The 20,450-nt window shown below is 58.7% G+C and carries 20 protein-coding genes and 1 tRNA gene; 13 read left to right on the top strand and 8 right to left on the bottom strand.

Annotation, left to right across the window (positions count from 1 at the left end; genetic code table 11):
• The first annotated feature begins 1 nt into the window (after position 1).
• The 6 genes from yidD (at position 2) to HALAL_RS0105615 (ending at position 5,091) form a co-directional block, all read left to right on the top strand.
• Complete coding sequence (yidD, locus tag HALAL_RS18015; RefSeq protein WP_084471877.1) at positions 2-247, top strand: membrane protein insertion efficiency factor YidD; 246 nt, start codon at positions 2-4, stop codon at positions 245-247.
• A gap of 18 nt (positions 248-265) precedes the next feature.
• The gene (gene yidC, locus HALAL_RS0105635; protein ID WP_025273069.1) at positions 266-1,312 is read left to right on the top strand and encodes a membrane protein insertase YidC; all 1,047 of its coding nucleotides are present in this window, start codon (positions 266-268) and stop codon (positions 1,310-1,312) included.
• Between the two features lie 281 nt (positions 1,313-1,593).
• Entirely contained in the window at positions 1,594-2,088 is a 495-nt protein-coding gene (locus tag HALAL_RS0105630) for a Jag family protein (RefSeq protein ID WP_025273068.1), read from the top strand.
• 39 nt (positions 2,089-2,127) lie between these two features.
• Positions 2,128-2,790, top strand: coding sequence for a 16S rRNA (guanine(527)-N(7))-methyltransferase RsmG (gene rsmG / locus HALAL_RS0105625; RefSeq protein ID WP_025273067.1), 663 nt, complete (start codon positions 2,128-2,130; stop codon positions 2,788-2,790).
• Between the two features lie 364 nt (positions 2,791-3,154).
• Complete coding sequence (locus HALAL_RS0105620) at positions 3,155-4,042, top strand: ParA family protein (protein ID WP_342670453.1); 888 nt, start codon at positions 3,155-3,157, stop codon at positions 4,040-4,042.
• A 2-nt stretch (positions 4,043-4,044) separates the two neighbouring features.
• On the top strand, positions 4,045-5,091 hold the full coding sequence (locus HALAL_RS0105615) for a ParB/RepB/Spo0J family partition protein (RefSeq protein ID WP_025273065.1): 1,047 nt from the start codon (positions 4,045-4,047) through the stop codon (positions 5,089-5,091).
• Positions 5,092-5,164: 73 nt separating this feature from the next.
• Here HALAL_RS0105615 and HALAL_RS0105610 read toward each other — a convergent pair whose 3' ends face one another.
• Positions 5,165-5,704, bottom strand: a complete 540-nt coding sequence (locus HALAL_RS0105610) for a GNAT family N-acetyltransferase (protein ID WP_025273064.1) — start codon at positions 5,702-5,704, stop codon at positions 5,165-5,167.
• Positions 5,705-5,946: 242 nt separating this feature from the next.
• On the opposite strand from HALAL_RS0105610, the gene HALAL_RS0105605 reads away from it, so the two are divergent.
• Together HALAL_RS0105605 and HALAL_RS0105600 are read left to right on the top strand one after the other, a co-directional pair.
• Complete coding sequence (locus HALAL_RS0105605) at positions 5,947-6,504, top strand: hypothetical protein (RefSeq protein ID WP_051462774.1); 558 nt, start codon at positions 5,947-5,949, stop codon at positions 6,502-6,504.
• Positions 6,505-6,629: 125 nt separating this feature from the next.
• Positions 6,630-7,409, top strand: coding sequence for a VOC family protein (locus tag HALAL_RS0105600; protein WP_025273062.1), 780 nt, complete (start codon positions 6,630-6,632; stop codon positions 7,407-7,409).
• A gap of 251 nt (positions 7,410-7,660) precedes the next feature.
• Here HALAL_RS0105600 and HALAL_RS0105595 read toward each other — a convergent pair whose 3' ends face one another.
• Positions 7,661-9,502 (bottom strand): acyl-CoA dehydrogenase, encoded by a 1,842-nt coding sequence (locus HALAL_RS0105595; RefSeq protein ID WP_025273061.1) that lies wholly within the window; start codon positions 9,500-9,502, stop codon positions 7,661-7,663.
• 193 nt (positions 9,503-9,695) lie between these two features.
• On the opposite strand from HALAL_RS0105595, the gene HALAL_RS0105590 reads away from it, so the two are divergent.
• Positions 9,696-9,920: a hypothetical protein gene (locus HALAL_RS0105590; protein ID WP_025273060.1), complete on the top strand. Its 225-nt coding sequence runs from the start codon at positions 9,696-9,698 to the stop codon at positions 9,918-9,920.
• Here the strand turns inward: HALAL_RS0105590 and HALAL_RS0105585 are convergent.
• Positions 9,917-11,095 (bottom strand): PP2C family protein-serine/threonine phosphatase, encoded by a 1,179-nt coding sequence (locus HALAL_RS0105585; RefSeq protein WP_156937619.1) that lies wholly within the window; start codon positions 11,093-11,095, stop codon positions 9,917-9,919. The two genes, HALAL_RS0105590 and HALAL_RS0105585, sit on opposite strands and share 4 nt — an antisense overlap.
• A 232-nt stretch (positions 11,096-11,327) precedes the next feature.
• Here HALAL_RS0105585 and HALAL_RS0105580 point away from each other — a divergent pair, with 232 nt between their 5' ends.
• Positions 11,328-11,801 carry a GNAT family N-acetyltransferase gene (locus HALAL_RS0105580; RefSeq protein WP_051462772.1) on the top strand — a complete coding sequence of 158 codons (474 nt, stop codon included), beginning with the start codon at positions 11,328-11,330 and terminating at the stop codon, positions 11,799-11,801.
• Between the two features lie 254 nt (positions 11,802-12,055).
• Here HALAL_RS0105580 and HALAL_RS0105575 read toward each other — a convergent pair.
• Positions 12,056-12,129: transfer RNA gene (locus HALAL_RS0105575), tRNA-Gly, on the bottom strand.
• Between the two features lie 229 nt (positions 12,130-12,358).
• Between HALAL_RS0105575 and HALAL_RS0105570 the strand changes: the two genes are divergently transcribed.
• The gene (locus HALAL_RS0105570; protein WP_169732408.1) at positions 12,359-14,212 is read left to right on the top strand and encodes a beta-propeller domain-containing protein; all 1,854 of its coding nucleotides are present in this window, start codon (positions 12,359-12,361) and stop codon (positions 14,210-14,212) included.
• A 438-nt stretch (positions 14,213-14,650) separates the two neighbouring features.
• On the opposite strand, the gene HALAL_RS17410 is transcribed toward HALAL_RS0105570, so the two are convergent.
• The 3 genes from HALAL_RS17410 to HALAL_RS0105555 form a co-directional block, all read right to left on the bottom strand.
• Positions 14,651-15,760: a DUF4253 domain-containing protein gene (locus HALAL_RS17410; protein ID WP_025273056.1), complete on the bottom strand. Its 1,110-nt coding sequence runs from the start codon at positions 15,758-15,760 to the stop codon at positions 14,651-14,653.
• Between the two features lie 185 nt (positions 15,761-15,945).
• Positions 15,946-16,713 (bottom strand): SGNH/GDSL hydrolase family protein, encoded by a 768-nt coding sequence (locus HALAL_RS0105560; RefSeq protein ID WP_025273055.1) that lies wholly within the window; start codon positions 16,711-16,713, stop codon positions 15,946-15,948.
• A gap of 282 nt (positions 16,714-16,995) precedes the next feature.
• Positions 16,996-17,832, bottom strand: a complete 837-nt coding sequence (locus HALAL_RS0105555) for a diacylglycerol kinase family protein (protein ID WP_025273054.1) — start codon at positions 17,830-17,832, stop codon at positions 16,996-16,998.
• Between the two features lie 191 nt (positions 17,833-18,023).
• Here HALAL_RS0105555 and HALAL_RS0105550 point away from each other — a divergent pair, with 191 nt between their 5' ends.
• Together HALAL_RS0105550 and HALAL_RS0105545 are read left to right on the top strand one after the other, a co-directional pair.
• Positions 18,024-19,310, top strand: a complete 1,287-nt coding sequence (locus HALAL_RS0105550; RefSeq protein WP_025273053.1) for an adenylosuccinate synthase — start codon at positions 18,024-18,026, stop codon at positions 19,308-19,310.
• A 104-nt stretch (positions 19,311-19,414) separates the two neighbouring features.
• Complete coding sequence (locus tag HALAL_RS0105545; RefSeq protein WP_025273052.1) at positions 19,415-19,738, top strand: hypothetical protein; 324 nt, start codon at positions 19,415-19,417, stop codon at positions 19,736-19,738.
• Positions 19,739-19,789: 51 nt separating this feature from the next.
• On the opposite strand, the gene HALAL_RS0105540 is transcribed toward HALAL_RS0105545, so the two are convergent.
• The gene (locus HALAL_RS0105540) at positions 19,790-20,380 is read right to left on the bottom strand and encodes a hypothetical protein (RefSeq protein WP_025273051.1); all 591 of its coding nucleotides are present in this window, start codon (positions 20,378-20,380) and stop codon (positions 19,790-19,792) included.
• Positions 20,381-20,450 lie beyond the last annotated feature (70 nt).

Here is a 20,450-nt window from a genome sequence, read left to right as displayed (position 1 = left end):
AATGGGTAGAGGCTCATCGGTCCTGTCGGCTCCCATTCGCTTTTATCGGCGCTACATTAGCCCGACCATTCCCGACCGTTGCCGCTTTTACCCGAGTTGTAGCGCCTATGCCCTGGAGGCTCTTGCGCAGCATGGCCCGCTCCGTGGCCTATGGTTGACAGTGCGACGATTGGTCCGCTGCCACCCGTTTCATCCAGGTGGCGTTGACTTGGTCCCTGAGAAGAAGAAATTAGGCCGGTGTAACTGAAGTGACTGGAGCTTATCTATGAGCTGGTTGTACACAGCGATATCGTGGGTCTTGCTGCGATGGCATGACCTGTGGGACGGCATCATGGGCGCCGCCCATTCCCTCAACACGGGATGGGCCTGGCTGCTGTCCATTGTTTTTGTGGTCATTACATTGCGTATCGTGCTGTTCCCGCTGTTTGTGAAACAAATTCGGTCGCAGCGGGCGATGCAGAAACTATCCCCTGAAATCAAGGCCCTCCAAGAGCGCTACAAGGGCGATAAAGAGACCTTGCAGCGCGAAATGATGGCGCTGTGGAAAAAGGAGAAGGCCAATCCGTTGATGGGTTGCCTTCCGATCCTGATTCAGATCCCGGTCTTCATTTCCCTGTTCCGGGTATTGAACCGGCCGGAGCCGGGTTTCGACGGCGATAAGACGGCCTATGGTTGGACTACCGAACAGTTTAATTCCTTCGTCTTGGACGGGAGTCTCTTCGGGGCACCGTTCTGGTCGTCGTTCCGCACGGCCTCCGAACAGATCGAAGCGGTGGGTGCCGATCCTCTGACCGTTCGCATCGTCGCGATCATTCTGATGATCATCATGATCGCGACGACCTACCTGACGACTCGTCAGATGATCCTCAAGACCGGGTGGAACTCGGATCCGACACAGCGGATGGTTCAGAAGCTGATGCTGTACGGAATTCCGGTCATGCTGGTGTTCTCGGGTCTGTTCTTCCCCATCGGCGTGGTCGTCTACTGGACGATCAACAACCTGTTCTCTCTGGCGCAACAGCAGTACGTTCTGCGTAAGTATCCGCCACCGTCGAACAACGATCCCCATGTGAAGCCACCGAAGCCGGGTACGAAGGCTCACGAGAAGATGGTGGAGGAAGAAAAGGAAGCCGAGGAGCGTCGGAAGGCGCTGGCACCTAAGCCGGGACAGAAGCCGAAGAACACTCCCAAGAAGAAATCGGCTCCATCGGGTAACAACAACTCGAAGCAGAGTCAATCCCGCGCGGAGCGCATTGCGCAGGCGAAGAAGGTCAGTGGGGCCGACGCGGATAAAAGTAAGAAAAAGAAATAGCCGAACGGCTCCGTCGGATGAGCGGTGCGCTGGAGGCGTCTCGCCGTTTCGATTGACCGTTGCGTCCCGTCGTTGAGAGGATACTTTTCGGCGGGACTCTATTAATTCGCGATACTCTACAAGAGTGACGGACCACTGCCGACCGAGGGCGGTTTGGTTAGATTGCGGTGAAGGCGATGTCCTTGGTGAGGTTGTTCTTCAGCGGGACTCGGGGACAGTGGTTGAATATCATTAGCACTATAGACTTACGTGAGCAGACTGATAGGACACAAAACAGAATTATGGCCTCAACGGTGCGGGAGGACGAAGTGACCTCCGAAGATGAACTTTTTGATCAGAGCGAAGTGGCCGCGGATTACATTGAAGGCCTGCTCGACATCGTCGATGTCGACGGTGACATTGACGAACTGGTGGTCGGCGATCGCCCGCAGGTGGAAATCGTCGGAAGCGACCTGGGAGATTTGATCGGCCCCAAGGGCGTCACCCTCGAAGCTCTACAGGAGTTGTGCCGCCTGGCGGTCTATCGTAAGACCGGGGAGCACTCCCGGCTCATGCTGGACATCGGGGGATTCCGGGCCAAACGACGCGACAAGCTCTCCGGAGTGGCACGTCGCACCATCGAGAAGGTGTTGGATACCGGTCGTCCGGTGAAACTCGAGCCAATGAGCGCCTTCGAGCGCAAGGCCGTCCACGACGTCATTAATGCCACCGACGGTGTGGAGAGCGAGTCGGAAGGCTCCGAGCCGCGCCGTCGGGTCGTGATTCGTCCGGAATAATGGCCAGGGGACCGAAAGTCTACGGAAAGGCGCAGCCTCGTGAATGACGAGACAAGTGCCTCCGAAACGGAGCCCAATGTTTCACGTGAAACATTGGGCTCCGTTTTTGGGGCTGATGAGAGAATTGAGACGGCATGTAGCTATGTCGAACTTCTCGCCACCGATGGAATCGAACGCGGATTGCTGGGGCCTCGCGAACTACCTCGCCTGTGGGAGCGCCACGTGCTGAACAGCGCGGTGATAGCAGATGGAATCGGTGCGGAGGCCCACGTGGTCGATGTGGGATCGGGAGCGGGACTCCCCGGAATTCCACTGGCGATCGCACGTCCCGACATCTTCGTGACCTTGGTCGAGCCGATGGAGCGACGGACGATATTTCTACTGGAAACGGTGCAGTCCTTGGGATTGCGCAATGTTGAGGTGGTTCGAGCCCGAGCCGATGAAGTGGACAAAAAGGGCGCGTTCGATGTGGCGGTATCACGTGCCGTGGCGCCCTTGGGGAAGCTGGCGCGTTGGTGTCTCCCGCTCCTCAAGCGAGGTGGGACGATGATGGCCTTGAAGGGCAGGAGTGCTCCGGAGGAAATTGAGCGAGACCGCTATATTATTTCGAAAGCCAAGGGGAGTAAACCGGTGATCGAATACTACGGCAGCGAATCGGTGGTGGAGATGCCCACGACGGTGGTATCGATTCGCAAGAAGTGATACCGGGGTTGGAGAGTTAAAGCATAGGACGTAATCTATTGATGTGAACTCTTCCAATCCCAGAGAACACCAAGACGGCGGTGAAGCCGCCGACAGTACGTCCCCCCAAGACTCGAGGTCCCGTTCATCCAATCAGGCTTTCTCCGAACCATCGGCAGCCGAGGTTCGGATTCGCGATACTCTTGATATGGCTGTCAAACCAGCGTCGTATGGTTCTGACATCTCAGAGCAGGGGAGTAATCCCCATGAAACGCAAGAGCACGGGGGAGGCCACACAGTGATGGCACGACACGCAGCACCTGATGAGACCGCGGAGCCGGAGGACAAGACTCAGGATAATGATATTCCGAGTCAAACCCCTTCCGTGGCAGAGGAGCCAGAAGTGGACATGGCCGCGGAGGTGCGACGTGCGATGCGAATCCTGAACCCCAAGGGTGAGACGGAAGTTCCGCGCCCGACCGCACGTCGGACCATGGCGATCGCCAATCAGAAAGGCGGCGTTGGAAAGACCACCTCCACGGTTAACATTGCGGTTTCCCTGGCATTGCATGGAAATCGCGTCATGGTTATCGACCTGGACCCGCAGGGGAACGCGTCCACCGGTTTGGGCGTCAACCATGATGTCGACACTCCCGGAGTTTACGAGGCATTGGTCCACGGTTCCCCGCTGTCCGATGTCACGCACGAGGTGGAGGGGGTTCCCGGACTTTATTGTGTACCGGCGACCATCGACCTTGCGGGAGCCGAAGTCGAATTGGTGAACGTGGTGGCCCGGGAGGCTCGCCTGCAGAAGGCCTTGGCCGCCTACGACGGTGAGATCGATTATGTTCTGATTGATTGCCCGCCTTCGCTGGGGCTGCTGACGGTCAATGCATTGGTAGCGGCGAAGGAAGTCCTGATTCCGATTCAGTGCGAATATTACGCCCTGGAAGGCCTGGGGCAGTTGTTGCAGAACATCGAGTTGGTCAAGTCCCATCTGAATGAGCGTTTGCGGGTGTCGACCATTCTCTTGACCATGTATGACAAGCGGACCAAACTTGCCGATCAAGTGGAGAAGGAAGTTCGCGGACATTTCGACGAAATCGTGCTTGAATCGGTAGTGCCGCGAAGCGTTCGACTGTCGGAAGCCCCCGGATACGGGCAGTCGATCATCACCTACGACCCCGCTTCCAAGGGGGCCTTGCGCTATCTGGAAGCGGCGGCCGAAATCGCCAAACGCGGCGCGGGTCGTACGACGAATGGAAAGAATTAAAGATGGCGGCAACAAAACGAGGTGGACTCGGTCGTGGCCTAGGTGCCTTGATCCCGACGGGGGTGGCCGATGTATCGGGATCCGAGGAATCAACCGAGGATGCCGAGCCCATAGAGAAGGCGGAAGGTGCCACTCCCGCACAGCGAGAATCCGAGACGATGGAGGCTGGAGGCTCCGATGTTTCACGTGAAACATCGGAAACCGAGGCGGAACTGCACCGGGTCCCGGGCGCGGACTTCCAACTCGTTTCGGTCGACGCGGTGGTGGCCAATACCAAGCAGCCGCGTCAGATTTTCGACGAGGATTCTCTGGAAGAGTTGCAGGTATCGCTCCGTGAAGTGGGGATGCTGCAACCGGTGGCCGTTCGACTCACGTCCGATGGAGTCTATGAACTGGTCATGGGTGAGCGCCGCCTGCGTGCCGCCAAGGCACTGGGATGGAAAGAGATTCCCGCGATCGTTCGGCAGACGGCCGACGATGAAATGCTACGCGAAGCGCTCCTTGAAAATATTCATCGGGTGGAACTCAACCCGCTGGAAGAGGGGGCGGCCTATCAACAGCTCCTAGAGGAATTCGGCGTTACTCAGGAAGAGCTCGCCAGTCGCATTGGGCGGTCGAGGCCGCAGATTTCCAATATGATCCGGCTGCTGTCACTGCCCGGTCGTGTACAGACGAAGGTCGCGGCGGGGGTCATCACCGCTGGCCATGCTCGCGCGCTATTGAGCTTGGAGGACGATTCCTCCCAAGAACATATTGCCGAACGGATCATCAGCGAAGGGCTGACCGTCCGGTCAACCGAGGAATTGGTGACCGCATGCAAACTGGAGGAGACTCCGGAAGCCGACGACGGTAAGCCAGAGGCGAAGGCACCGAAGAAGGCGGACAAAATCAAGGCGCCCGGTCTAGAAGAACTGCGGGAGCGCTTGAGCGATCATTTTGAAACCAGTGTGAAAGTCACCTGGGGGCAGAAGAAGGGGAAGATCGTTATTGACTTCGCGTCGGTGGCGGACTTGGATCGCATCGTCGAGCAAATGAAACTGGATCAGTAGTCTCCTAGTCTTCTGACATAAAGGGCGGGGGGATGTTTCACGTGAAACATCCCCCCGCCCTTCTTCTGACTCGTTACAGCTCTTTCCACATGATGACGTCGTCACGCCAGTCATCCGGGCTGATTTCCACCGCGTGGGGAAGACGCCCTACTTCGCGGAATCCGTGTCGCGCGTAAAAGTCAACCGCACCTGTTCCGGTGCGTGCTTTCAAACTGAGCGCCCGTAGTCCGAGTTTTTGCTTGGCGACGGTATCGGCCGCCTCCAGGAGATCTCCGCCTATACCGGAACCCTGTAGGTCGGGGTCGACTTGCACGTGCCGCATCGTGCGCCAACTGCTTCGCGGTGGGCTGTCGTTTGATGTGAGAACACACCAAGCGACAATGGCGGCCCCTTTCTGCACTGCGACCAAGGTGTCGGTTCGGTCGATGACCTTGGACAGGATAGATACGGTATGCGGACGGACTTGCTTGAGGTCAATCGGCGGGACGAAACCGACGGAACCGCCGGCGTTGGTGACCCGAACCCACAATTGTGAGAGTTCATCCACGAGCGCGGCGGTGACCGGCGGATCCATCAATACCGACGAGACGTCGGGATCGGGATTCTCAGTCACTGTAGATTGCACCCCACCATTGTGCCTGATAGGGCCGGATTGGCCGAATTACTTCCCGTGATGTGGTCGAAGGAACTAAAAGAGTCATCCAGAAAGACCATAGGCGAACCCCACTGCAAACGGACGTGGTCGGGCCAGGAGTGGGATGGGTCTATTCTGTTGTGTTCCAAAGAAATAGAATTTAGGGGAGTTGGAGGAGGCACCCTGTCAGGCAATTCGAATCGAAGTCAAGAGGAAGTGTTATGGGTTTTCCGCGTAAAAGTGATCGGAATGGAAATGATTTGCCGGGATTCGTCGAATGGCCGGCGTTCCCCTTCGAAGGCAACCTTCGGCTGAAACCGGTGGAGCCGCCGGCGGAACGGGAACCTGAACGGCGCGGCTCCGATCCGAATACGTGCGCGTCGTGCCGGAGTGCGGATGAGGAGTATCTCTGGGTCAATGATCGGTGGCGATTGCGTGCTCCGCAGAAACCCAGTGGGCTCCCGGTCATCGTGGTCTTGGAACCGCGATTTCACCTCGACTTGGGGGATCTGTCCAGCATGCACGCAGCGGAACTCGGGCTGTTGACCGTTCGCTTGGAACGTGCGATTCGCTCTCTGGAGTCCGTCTCGCAAGTGCACGTGAACCGCTGGGGTGATGGCACGGCACACCTGCAGCAGTGGTTTCTCGGGCGTCCGTCCGGGTATCTGCAGCTTCGTGGTCCGTTTTTGACGATGTGGGATGAGATTCTACCGACGGTCGAGGAGCGGCAGTGGGTTCTGGATCTGGAATACATCGCGGCGTGGATGGACGACGATTAACGCTCCTTCACCTCGATGTTTCACGTGAAACACGGCGGCGACGCCTGGGATTGAAGCCCCCTGGCCTGTCGGTGGTGCGATTTAGAATCGATACGCACCGACCGCTCTCATCCAGGAGTAACCACATGTCCCATCCCATCGGAGCTCCGGTTCGCGTTGACTTGTATACCGCCGATCCCGAATCCGAGTTCGACTTCTTCCACGGTTTGTTCGGCTGGAACACGCGTCGAATACAAGCGCAAAACAGCGAATTCGCCGACCTCACTAGATCGCGAGACGGCCGACCGGTCGGGGGAGTGACCCCGATGAACCCTGGTGATGACGATCCCGGAAGTTGCTGGTACGTCTCGTTCCGAGTGTCCGACTGCGACGTGGCCGTGGCTCGAGCGGTGGAATCGGGAGCGTCGGTTCGGAAGCCGACGGTGGAGCTGCCCGGGCGTCTGCGCTGGTCGATGCTCACCGACCCGTTCGGGGGATTGTTTCTCGTCGTAGAGGAGCTTGATGCGGAATCGTCCCGGCACGTCGTATACGAGGACAACACCGCCTCCTGGTTTGAATACGGCTACCGCGGTTCCTTGGACGATCCCGGCCAATTTTATGGCGACCTGTTCGGATGGACGACGACGTCGATTGACAATGACCGTTTCCGCGATCTTGAGGTCGACGGTGTGACCCGTCCGTTCGGCGGCTTTCATCGCGCCGAAGGAGCGGAGGCCGACCTTCCGGGCCACTGGACGGTTATGTTTCAACCGGATTCGTTCGATGCCGCGCTCGATACAGCCCTGAACTCCGGAGCCGAACAACTCGAGGAGGAATGGGCGGCGGACGGTTACCGATGGGCCGTGCTGCGGTCGCCGGGAGGTGCCGGTTTCGGGATCCGTACCGCGATCGCTCAGTCGGAGTGAGCAAAAGCAAAGTCGCCAGGGATGAGAGGAGGCACCTCGTTCATCCCCGGCGACTCACATGGTCCGCCGGTCGTCACCCGTCTTTGGGAAACCCTGATGCGACTGACGAACATCGGTGCTTCTCAAAACCGGGTGACGACCGGACTGTGGGGGACGGACCATAAAGTGCCGCTCCCCGATCCCAAGCAGCCCAGTGTCGGGAAGCGGCTGAGGACAGAATGATCGGTCCCGGACGTCCGGGACCGAGACGATTAGAAGGACTCTTCGCTGGCCTGCATAATGGTCAGGTCGGAGTTCTCCACGATCTTGCGGTCGGCGGTGAGACGCGGCAGTACTTCGTTGGCGAAGAATTTGGCCACGCTGACCTTGCCCTTATAGAACTCCTCGTCGCTACCGGCGTCGATCTTCTTCTGGGCCACTTCGGCCTGACGCAGCAGCATCCAGGCGATCAGCAGGTCGCCAGTCGCCAAGAGGAGACGGCGGGAGTGTAGACCGGTTTCGTAGAACTCTTCTCCCGGTTCACCGCTCATGGCCGACATGAAGGCGGGCTGCAGGGCTTCCAGAATTCCCTGAACGTCGCCCAGGGCGCGCTTCACGCTGGCGCGAGCACCTTCCAGCTCGTCGGAACCTTCCTCCACCGATTCGCCGATCTCGGTGGCCACCGTCATCAGCGAGGCACCCTGGGTCTTCAGGATCTTCCGGAAGAGGAAGTCCAGGCTCTGGATGGCCGTGGTTCCCTCGTACAGGCTGTCGATCTTGGAGTCGCGGACGTACTGTTCGATCGGATAATCCTGCAGGAAGCCGGAGCCACCGAAGGTCTGCAGCGTCTCGTGGCTGAGCATCTCGTATCCACGTTCCGACGCGCAACCCTTGATGACCGGCAGCAAGAGATCGTTGATCATCTTGGCCTCTTCGGCTTCTTCGGAGTCGCCGTCCATTTCCGCGAGACGGGATTTGTCCTGCCAGTCGGCCGTATAGCAGATGAGCGCCCGCAGTCCTTCGGAATAAGCCTTCTGCATGAACAGGGAGCGGCGGACGTCCGGGTGGTTGATGACGGTCACGCGCGGAGCGGTCTTGTCGCTGGCCTTACGCAGATCGGCACCCTGAACACGGGACTTGGCGTAGTCGAGTGCGTTGAGGTACCCGGTGGACAGGGCCGCGGTGGCCTTCGTGCCGACCATCATGCGGGCGTATTCGATGATGAGGAACATCTGACGGATGCCCTCGTGCGTGTCGCCCAGGAGCCAACCCTTGGCCGGGCTCTTGTCGCCGAAGGTCATCTCGGCGGTGGCCGAAATCTTGAGGCCCATCTTCTTTTCTACATTGGTGGCGTAAACGCCGTTGCGTTCACCGAGTTCACCGGTCTCGGTGTCGAAGAGGTACTTCGGCACGACGAACAGGCTCAGGCCCTTGGTGCCGGGACCGCCGACGCCTTCTTCTCCGACCGGACGAGCCAGCACGTAGTGCAGGAGGTTCTCCGCCATGTCGTGGTCACCCGAGGTGATGAAGCGCTTAACGCCTTCGAGGTGCCAGGATCCGTCGGGCTGCTTGTAAGCCTTGGTGACGGCGGAACCGACGTCGGAGCCCGCGTCGGGTTCGGTCAGGACCATGGTGGCGCCCCACTGCTTTTCAATGGCGATCTTGGCCCATTTCTTCTGTTCTTCGGTGCCTTCCTCCCACATGGTGGTGGCGAAGGAAGGTCCGGCGGCGTACATGAACAGAGCCGGGTTGGCACCCAGAATAAGTTCGGACATGGCCCACCAGAGGGAACGCGGGGCGTAGGTTCCGCCCAGTTCGTCGGGAAGGTCAAGGCGCCAGAATTCGCCCTCCATGAGGGTGGCGAAGCTCTTTTTGACCGCGTCCGGAAGAGTGACGGTACCGGTGGAGGGATCGAAGTCCGTGCCGCTGCGGTCCCCTTCCACATAACTGGCCGCGATGTCGTTTTCTGCGAGATGAGCGACCTGAGCCAGAATTTCTTTGGCCACATCCGTGTCCAGCTCGCTGAACGCGGAGTGCTCCAGGGTCTTCTGGGTGTTGAAGACCTCGAATAGGTTGAACTCCAGGTCGCGGAGGTTGTGTCGGTAGTGCGTCATTGCGATTCCTTCACTGGTAGTTTAGTTAGCTCCATCATATTACTCATCAGTAGCCAAATCAAGTTTACCCGACTCAGGAATGAAGTGCTTTCGCTGTCAGGAATATGACGTATCGTGGCGTAACCTTCCTCCGACTGTCTCGTTGAAACCAGTAACCCGTCGCTTGTACGAATACACCCCCGGGAGGAGCGCCATGACTGCTGACGGCCCATTTCAGATTCCGGCATACCACACCATCGATCAGGGATCGGGAGATGAAGACGACAGCACCCCGGACGACGGTCAGAGCTCGCGCCCATATGTGGGACGTCACCGCCGTCGACAGCCGTTGTGGTATCGGATGATGACGCGTCGGATGTCGAATTCCGCTGATCCTCATGATTCTCAGCTGCGTAGAGAGCTGGTGGTGGAGGCCTAATCGGCCGATGAGGCGGTGCTTCCCTCCGTGTCCGTGCGGGGAGCGTATTCCAGCAACATGAGCGCGATGTCGTCGGAAAACCGTCCTTGTACCCATTGGTCGAGGGCGAACTCCAACGAAGCCAGTGCGTCGGTCACGTTTCCATGTGCGATAAGACCGGCCGCTCTCTCATACAGCGGAAAGAACTCGCCTTCTCTACGGGCCTCGGCCAAGCCGTCCGTGTAAAGGAGAATACGGTCGCCCGGCTGGATGCGGAAGCTTTCTGAAAGGTAGGAGCCGCCCAGCCCAAGCGGAGGAGCTATGTTGCTCGTTTCCAAGCTTTCGGTGGCACCTTGACGAATCAACAGCGGTGGGGGATGCCCGGCGTTGATGATGTCGATCGTGCCGCCGCGCTCCTGCATGATCAATGAAGTGACGAAGTCTTCCTCGGAGGCGTTCCGTGCCACGGAACGGTCCAGGCCGGCCGCGAGATAGGAGAGGTCCTGCCGTTCGAAGGCCACATAACGAAACGCGCCGAGGACCGTGGAGGTCAAGCGGACCGTCTTCAACCCGTGTCCGCGCGCGTCTCCCAGAATGACTCGAACCCCGAAGTCGGTCTCTAGGGCCTCGTACATGTCACCCCCGATCTGAGCTCCCTGCCCGGGGGCAATATATCGGGCGGCGGCAAGAAACGAGCCGGTGCGATGCGGTATCGGACGGAGGATCGCCTGCTGTGCTACCGAGGCCTCTTCGGTGGCGACCTCGAGTTCGTTATTGCGGCGTTGTCGGGAATGGCTGAGGGCGATCCCGGTGATGGTCGCTACGGCAATGAGGGCGACGTCGACATAGTGCTGCCTCACATCGTGATCGGTGCCCGGATGACTCATGTTCATGTATATGCCGACGGCAGCGGTCGCCATGGAGGCCAGCCCGATCCCCAAGGTGAGTTTCCAACGGGAGAATACCGCCGCGATCATCGGCGGCATAATGAGCACCGAGATCATATGCACTGAGGTGTACACCGTCAGTTCCCAGATGATGACGATCATCATGAATGCGGCGGCGATGCCAAGCGCGGCCCACAGGCGGAGGGGAAACACGTCCTCTGATTCGCTCTGCACCATTACTCCTCGCCGTCGGGACTCATGACTGGGGCCGCTGACCGCGTCACGATCGATACCATGCGCGGTACGCACAATTTGAAGTTACTGCACGATCGGAGGCGCCGTCCCTGTTGTGGGGTTTTTGGCCAGCATGGCGCGGAAAATCAACTGTTCGTAGGCTTGCCATCGTCTGTCCGGTTGAATACCTCACTGTGATGGCGTTCCAACGAACTCGATTTTCGCATCCACGTTTTTGATGTCACGCATCGCATGCCGCAATTGAATTGCGGCACGGAAGGGCAGGTGGCACCCTAGATAGGTGCCAATGAACGATTCTCACCTTGTCATGCGGGCCGAACCGTATTCTAACCCGCTTGTGCAACAAATGTGTCAAGAAATCCAAGAGCTGTATATGCACCGGTACGGGGGCGACGGCGATGAAAGTCCGATTGACCCCACGGATTTCGACCCGCCTAAAGGGATGTTCTTGGTCGCTCATGACGGTGACGGCAATGCGGTCGGCTGTGGAGCGTGGAAGACGGTCGATGAAACGACCGTTGAGTTCAAGCGCATCTACATTCGTGAGTTCGCACGCCGCCGTGGGTATGCGGAGATCATCATGGATGAGTTGGAACGTACCTCACGCGAATCGGGTTTCAAGCGAGCGATTCTGTTCACCGGTCCACAGCAGCCGGAGGCCATTGCCATGTACGAAAAGCTGGGATACGAGGCCATTACGCCGTTCGGGGCCTACGCAGACGAGCCGGGAACGGTCCACGTCGGGAAATCGTTGGACTGATGCCCGAGTCCATTATTGATATAGGCCAAGGGGTGCGCTAAGCCCGTGAGTATTGGATGCTCGTATCCGTAAATAGTCCGTGAATCGCCGCATGAAGCCGCTTACAATCGCACATTCTCGGACATCTTCAAAGCAGCCCAGTGGTTGGTTGTCAACGGTGCGCCGTGGCGCGACCGCGAGGGTACTCCAACCTTGAACTGGAAATACGGGCAATAAAGAGAGCCTCCCCGGTAACGGAGAGGCTCTCTTTGGATTGGAGCGGATGACGGGAATCGAACCCGCGCCATCAGCTTGGGAAGCTGAGGTTCTACCATTGAACTACATCCGCGTATTCGCACGTAAGACCGGACATCGTGACCGATCATTGGGCGACGCCAACCAGTATATTACCTTGGTCGGGAGGCTGCAACGCCACCCCTGCCCCTCGAAGTAGTGGCGGGCTAGAGGCTCGGCCCGATCGGAATTTGCCACCGGTCGCCCCTTCAATAGGGATGTTCGGGGAACGCGGGGGCGAACCGGTGCGTCTCAATCGTATGAGACTTTTGCAAAGACGCGGTTTGACAATCCCCTTGTCCATCACCGCGCTGTTGGTAGTGGCATCGTGTACCGATTCGAACCAGATAGAGGAACCGGACGGTTCCGTACCGGTGGAATGGGTCGATACTGCGAGCCTCACAACGTATGACGACTGTGAGACTACCTTGGAGGCCATTCAAGCCAAGGTGGACACGGCAATTTCTGAGGACGCGGGCCTCTTCGGTGAGCCACGAGGTCGCGCTGACGATGGGGCTTTCGCCGATGAGCAGAATCAGACCGACGCGGTCGAATCTGAAGCCGGACAGTCTCATTCGGAAACGAATGTGGCGGTCGCAGGTGTCGATGAACCGGACACGGTGAAAACGAACGGGGACTACATCTTCACGGTGATCGGCGATCGGTTGCGTAAGATCGATCCGGACAACGCCGATGTGCTCGAGGAGCGGGACCTCTCCGAGCGATCCATCTGGGATCCGCAACTCTTGTTGACCGACAATGAATTGGTGCTGCTGTACAACGCCTCGAATGATTCCGATCCTCAAAATGCGCGGTACGTGATTGAACGGCTTCATCTCGACGATTTGGAAACGGTCGACGAAGTGACCGTCGAGGGCGCCGGAGTGGACGCCCGAAGGGTGGAGGATGAAATCCGATTGGTATCAAGCTCACAGCCCGAATACACCGTGAGGCCAGGGGCCGGGTATCCAGAAAACCAGAACAACCTGCGCGAGAGTTCGCTTGATTCATGGACGCCCACGATGACGGTCAACGGTACTGAACGGGAGAAAGCCTGCGATCGGATCGCCCTTCCCGAGAACTACGAAGGAACGAGTAGTCTGTCGGTGTTTTCGCTCCCCACCGGGTCGGATTGGGAAAACCTCCCCGAACCCCTGACCATCATGGGTGGGGCGGACACGGTTCACGGCACCGCCGACAGCCTGTACGTCACACACTCCCCGGGCATCTGGGCGTTCAACGGAGAGGCGACTGAGGTCGAGACGAGTATCTTCCGTTTCCAGTTCAACGAGGGGGAACCGGTTCTCACGGGGGAAGGGACGGCTCCAGGGCGATTGCTCAACCAGTATTCCATGAGTGAATACGACTCATATCTTCGTGTTGCGACCACCGAGCATGAGAACGCGGTGGGGATCATGGACGGAGCCGATGAAACGACCACTGAAGCGGAGGTTCCGGAGAGTCGGTCCACCGTTTCGGTCTTTGAGCTCAACGGTGAAGGAATGGATAAGGTTTCCGAAGTTACCGACCTGGGTGTTGGCGAACAAATTTATTCGGTGCGCTTCATTGGAGCGAAAGGTTATATCGTTACCTTCCGCCAAACCGATCCGCTCTATACGATCGACCTGACCGATCATGAGAATCCTGAAGTCACCGGGGAACTGAAGATCACCGGTTATTCCGCCTATTTGCATCCCTTGGATGAATTCCGCTTGCTCGGTGTGGGCCAGGAAGCGAACGAACAGGGCCGTACCGAAGGTCTACAAGCCACTATTTTCGACATTAGTAAGTCCGAGGCAGAGGTGGTCGATCAGTACCACGAACCGAACGTATCGAGTTCTGTGGAATGGGAGCCGCACGCCTTTCTTTACTGGGAGGCCGAATCTCTCATCGCACTCCCGTATCAGAATTGGCACGATGGAGAAGGTTCTACCGGGGTGAAACTTCTGCGGGATTCCGGCGACGAGCTGGAGTTCATTACCGATGTGGAACATCCGAACCAATCCGACCGGCTGGACTGGAACCGGAATGCAGGTCGGACACTCGTCATCGACGATCAACTGTGGACCATCTCGGCGTTGGGAATCATGGCCAGCGATCTGGATGATTTCGAAACCGAGGCATGGAGAGCTTGGTAAAGGTTCTAGTGAGCTATATCGAATCCCGGACGAATATTCGGCCGATCGAATGAGACGGGATGTAGTACTGATATTTGGGCGGGATACGTGGACAGAAGCGTATTCCGCCCAAATGCGTTTCGGGCCAGGGCATGTCCACCACCCAAGCCGCCGTCACCAAAAGTGCGATGCGGCGCTAGATCTGCTCGTGCATTCAGGGAGAAATCGACCACCATGCAAGTCCCTTTACGTAACCGGCGAGCCGCTAACTGCGCGCGGAGCGCGTGTGTATGCGGCGGTAGAGCTGGAGAAGAGCTGAGGTTGTTCCAGGTGCTGCAGATTTGCGCGAGGAGGATTCGTCGCGACCTTCAGGTCGTGAGAATCCCCCACAGCGTAAACATGGAGTGCCTGGGGCAAGCTAAGCGGTCACCTACCCACCAACCAAAGAGCGGTCACCCACTACGTCCATTGGAAGTACCATGCTCTGGACTTGACCATGTGTTCTGCCAGGTCCTGGATGGTGGGGACGCCTGAGTCGAGGAGGTCGGGGCAGTAGGCGAAGGCTTCGTGGGCGACCTCGAGAGCCTCGTTGTCGTCTTGGGGAGGGTTGGCCACGAAGAGCTCGATGACGTCGAAGGTCATGGCTATTATTTCAATATCGTATTTTTGATTCCAGTAATTCAAAATTGCGGCGTGCTCGGCCCCGTGGAGCTCCCAATTCGTCGAACCCTTCCACGAGAGGAGGGCTGGTAGCTGCCACGAATGGTCGGCTTTGACCAATCCTATAAGGCCGGCTCGGCTTGGGGTATCAAAGTCGGTATCGCGACGCCGCTGCAGGATGGGAACGCCTCGCGCCGGTTCTCCTGCTTCTGCGGCCTTATGCTGCAGAATTGTACTCGGGTCGAGTTGGGACGCCCGATCCAGTTCCTGGCTGCTTTCGTGAATGATGGACTCTCCGCCGTCGCGCCAGTCTTCGGAGCTTCCCAGCAGCACCGGCATCCAGCCGGTCTCGTCCACGGTCTGCCGTACCGAAAGCCAGGTGGGTAGAGCGGATTCGGCCGTTACGGGTGCGGCCCAGAGTGTCGTACTCGCCGTTGTAGCGAGTTTAGACAGTCGTCCGATGCTTACATTGGCATCCGCCAATGCCGGGCGCGGCGATTCCGGCTCCACGACATCGTCCAAGCGTTCGGGGCGCGGGGGAGGTGGTGGTGCGAGCGTGAGCAAATCTCGTCGCGGCCTAGGCGGAGTAAACATTGCCTCATTATCCGCGACCGTCTCTTCCGGTTCGGTGGCCGTCGTCGCCTTGTCCTCCGGAGCGGTATCAGTGGATTCGTGCTCTACGGGCGTGCTCTGAACGGGTAGCTCAATGACCGATGGGGCGGGATCATCACCGTTCTGGGGGTCCTCTTCGGAACGAGGCTCGGGTATATCGGACTCGGTCGTCCCTGAAGTCGTTCCCACAGCGGTCTGGACAGGATTGTCGCCGGCTATCTCATCATCGGGCGCAGTAGTGTCGGGCACGGTGTCGGGTGTATCCCGACGACCGAGAAGTCGCTGGAGCAGTCCCACAGTTCCTCATCGTCTCTCAACAATTGTGGTCTTGGAGGCCGTGGCCCGAACGGCCAGCGGGCAATGCCGACTCGTACAGGCTGTATTTAATTATGGCGATTTTTAGTGAACAATAGGCCAAAGGACCAGGCGGCTACCAGTATGATAACCAGAATGAATATTGTTTTTGCGATCATTGTACCGTCTTAGTTTCGGGTGACCGGTTTTAGCTCCGGCCGCTTCGGCTGGACTGTATCACCACTGGATTTACCAGTCAACCGACGTTTGATCCACGGTCCCAAGTGCTTTCGGGCCCACTGTGCCTTGGAGACGTCCATACTGGTCGTCGTGTCGTGAACGGTGGCGCCTTCCCACTCCAAGTCGGGCTTGACGTCCAGCGCCTCGCACACCTTGGACGCCACGAACATGTGGCCCTTGGTGGAGAGGTGAAGTCGGTCCTCTGCCCAGAACGTTCCGTCCTGGAAGGCCTCCTCGCGCCACAGATCGATGAGGATCGCATCATGGCGGCGGGCGACCTTACGGATGATGTCGTTCATGCCGACAAAACGCTTACGCATGAGTGTCATACCGGGGAGGTGCCGGCCGACGTCGGCGGAGGTGAACAGAATGACCTCGGCTCCTGCGGCCTTGAACAGTCGCACGACCTCATGAGCTCGGGAGGCCAGGCGATCGGGCTGAAAAGAAGGACGGAGCGCGTCGTTGCCACCGGCGGCGAAGGACACCAGTTCGGGGTTCTGTCGCATTGCCGGGGGAACCTGCTCGTCGACGACCGCGTCGAACAGACGTCCTCGAATCGCCAAATTGGCGTATGTGAATTCCGTGTTTTCCTCGGCCGCCGCGGTCGCGAACAGATCGGCCCAGCCTCGCGGGCGGGAACCTTGGGGAGAAGGATCGCCCACACCTTCGGTAAAGCTGTCCCCAATCGCAACGTAACTGGAGTATTTCCCCGTCATGACGCTCCCTCCAGCAGAATCGTGTGGCAAGTCGTTCCCATGCCTCCTCTGATCGACCTATTTCGGTCGTTGATGATCGGGCACGTGGACTGGACTTGAATTATGACATTGCCATAGCAGGTATAGGAAAGGCAATACCTTCCATTGACCGAATCCGACACATATTCACAGTAAAGTCCCTGTCCCCGCCCTTAAGAGACAATTGTGGGAGCTGTCACGGATACGGACGACGGACGTATTGTCCGTTCTGGCGGGCGATTCGGTACGAGCGCAATCCACAATTCAACGGCTAGTGGTGGTCATCCATTGGGCCGCTTCGGGTTCTATCCACCAGCTACGTTTGCGGCTCAATTTGTCCACAACACCGTCGCTCAACGAGACGGCGGACTCCTCCGGGGTGACAGCGACCGCCCGTCCTCGTCCGCGCCGCACTTCGACGCGGGTGCGTTTGCGCCACCGTCCGACTGTCACCGGTACGGCCACCGCCACATCCAATTGCCCGTCGGTTGGATCGGGCTCGACCAATTCCATTCCGTCGGATTCCCGATACGAACCGGCATTGGCGATCACACACGCCAAGATGGCCTCCCCAGGTTGGGTCAATACCGATTCGTCAAGGTTGATCAGTCCGCTCCAGGGCTTGTCGCCGCCGCCCAGGCGCACTCCGTTGACGCATACACCGCCTCCGTCGTGGCGCATGAGGTCGCTACGTTGTACGGTTCCGGCCTCGACGGCGTCGGCCACCTCCGCGGGATCGGTGGGCAGATTCAACTCTCGGACGAGGTCGGGGGTCTCGGCCAGCGGAAGTACGGCCAACGGTGGCAGATCGGGCACGGTTCGGTCGCGCCGCATGTCTTCGGGGCGTTGACTGGGCGGGGGAGATAGTCGGCGCACCGCACGGCCTACCACCGCATTGAGCTGCGAATCGGAATCCGCGGCTATCACGATGCGGGCGTCGGTGCGTTCCACAATCGGATCGACCTCGCGTTCGGTGGAGGCGGATACCAGCTCGGTGTCCAGTCCACGACGTTTCAATTCGTCCAGGAAATGCAATACCTGGGTGCGCGGTCCGGAATCGGAACAGCTCCGTTCGGTCAAGGTCAATACGACTGTTTTCACAGGTCCCACCATAGAAGAGGTCTACCCTGGCGGCGTGAGTAGCCGATGAGCATATTCATGACGTCACGTTCAGGGCAGGGCTTGAAATGTGTCCACGTATGCGGTGTCGCCAGGGGTGATTTGGGATTCAGAAGGTATGCTATTAGGCTTGGGCGGTAATCGGGTCGATTTTTCCCGGGAAGGTAGGCGCAATGCCAGCGATCGTAGTCGTCGGAACTCAGTGGGGCGACGAAGGAAAAGGCAAGGTCACGGACCTGCTGGGCGCGGACATGGACTATGTGGTCCGCTATCAAGGTGGTAACAACGCAGGCCACACGGTGGTGACACCGGACGGCACGAAGTACGCCATCCATTTGGTACCCGTGGGTATTCTCACACCGGGCGTTACTCCCGTCATCGGTGGGGGCGTTGTGGTGGACCCCAAATTCCTCATCAGCGAGCTCGACGAGCTCACCGCCGGTGGCGTGGACGTGTCGAATCTGAAGCTCAGTGCTGACGCACACCTGGTCATGCCGCACCATCGCGCTCTCGACCGCGTCGTGGAGCGTTACCTTGGGAAAGCCCGCATCGGTACCACCGGACGTGGCATCGGGCCGGCCTACGCCGACAAGGTCGCTCGCATGGGAATCCGGGTGCAGGACCTACTCGACCCGGGCATTCTGCGGGACAAGCTGCAATTGATTCTGCGGGAAAAGAATCAAATTCTGGTGAAGGTTTATAACCGCAAGGCGATCGACGTCGACGAGGTCGTCGAGGAGTACCTCGAGTACGCCGAAAAACTCAAGCCCTACATCGCCGATACCCGCTTGATCCTGAACAAGGCGATCGAAGACGGCAAGAACGTGCTTCTCGAAGGTGCCCAGGCCACCATGCTGGACGTCGACCACGGGACCTACCCGTTCGTGACGTCCTCCAACCCGACCGCGGGTGGAGCGGCGGTGGGAACCGGGGTGGCTCCCAATAAGATCGAAACCAGCATTGGAATCATCAAGGCCTACACCACTCGCGTCGGCGCGGGGCCGTTCCCCACCGAATTGTTCGACGAGTACGGCGAATTCCTCCTGAAACGGGGTGGCGAATACGGTGTTACCACCGGACGTCAACGTCGCTGCGGCTGGTTCGACGCGGTTCTCGGACGTTATGCGGTACGGGTTAACGGTATTACCGACCTTTTCGTGACCAAGCTCGATGTCTTGAGCGAGTTGGAACGTATCCCCGTCTGTGTCGGATACGAGGTCGAGGGCGAGGTCATTGAGGAAATGCCGATGACTCAGACCGATCTGCACCATGCCAAGCCGGTATACGAATACCTGGACGGTTGGTCCGAAGACATCGGCCACTGCCGTCAATTCGAGGATCTGCCCAAGAACGCCCAGGCCTATATCGAACGGTTGGAAGAACTGTGCGGTACTCGCGTGAGCGTGATCGGCGTCGGTCCCGGACGAGAAGAGAACGTCATCCGTCACGACATCGTGTAGAACTTTTAATTCAATCGGGCCGGAGAGCACATCTCCGGCCCGATTTGTGTCGGCCATCTGGAAAAGGCGCCGCCGAAGGGCCGGAGCTGCTTTAGCCTGAATCCATGGAACCGACGAATCCGGCAGTCAATGCCTTCATTGAAACAGTTAATTCCGGCGATTCACAGGGAGTGTTCTCCGTCCTGGCTGAGGACTTCTCCATGAGCGACGACGGCGTCGACCGTAATGGGACCGACTGGGTCCGGCAGAATCTATTGGACTCTCACGCGCGCCTATCCGTTAACGAGGAGAGAAACGACGGTCGGCGGCTGATGGTCGCCATCGACGATGAGAAGTGGGGCCATATGGACACCTACTGGGACTTCGAGGTGGAAGACGGAAAGATCGTGCGTTTTGAGACCGGCCAGGCCGACGCGCTGTCCGATTAGTCGATGACCAGGCTCGGAAGACGCCGAGCCGCACCTGCCTGCAAGCCGGGTTCAGCTGAGGCGGTCGACAATGCGCACGTGGCCCGGAGCGTACGATGCCAGCTGGGCCAGTTGCTTGTCCGGGGACGGATGGAAGTCTTCGCAGCGAATCGCCACGTCGAACCCGGCGACCAGGCCTTCGGTCGCGCGGTTGGCTTCGCGTAGTACCGATCGATCGGAGAATCGGGGCCGGTCGCCCAGGCCAAGGTAGGTGTCGGTGGCCAAGAGGAGGTACGAGACCGAGCGCCGCCCACCGGAAACGGTGATGGCGGCGATCTCTTCGATATTGCTCCACGGAATGACCAGTGTCTTGGTGAACGACGGTCGAATCTTCACCCCGAAATGATTGGCCTGTAGCAGCGGACGCCGCAACAGTGGAACCAGGAAGAACAACGCCCCGATGGCCGCCAGAGTCATGATGAACGGCGGTAGAGCGGTGACGGGATTGGTTTGCTGCGAGTCCAGATGCCGTGGCTCGGTGTCGGTGAGCCATACGGTAAAGAGCACCACGCAGACCATGGCGAAGGAATAGGCCGCCAGGGTGCTCAAACGACGCAGCGGGGTACGGCGGCGGATCGTAATCCACTCCGTCTTACGTCGCATCGTATCGGTCCTTCAATTTGATCTACTTGGGGGAGATGGATATCACTATCCCCGACCGTGTCGGTGACGC

The organism is Haloglycomyces albus DSM 45210 (assembly GCF_000527155.1).
Lineage (GTDB): Bacteria > Actinomycetota > Actinomycetes > Mycobacteriales > Micromonosporaceae > Haloglycomyces > Haloglycomyces albus.
Note: the sequence above shows the minus strand (reverse complement) of the source record. Positions and strands in the feature narration are given on the sequence as shown.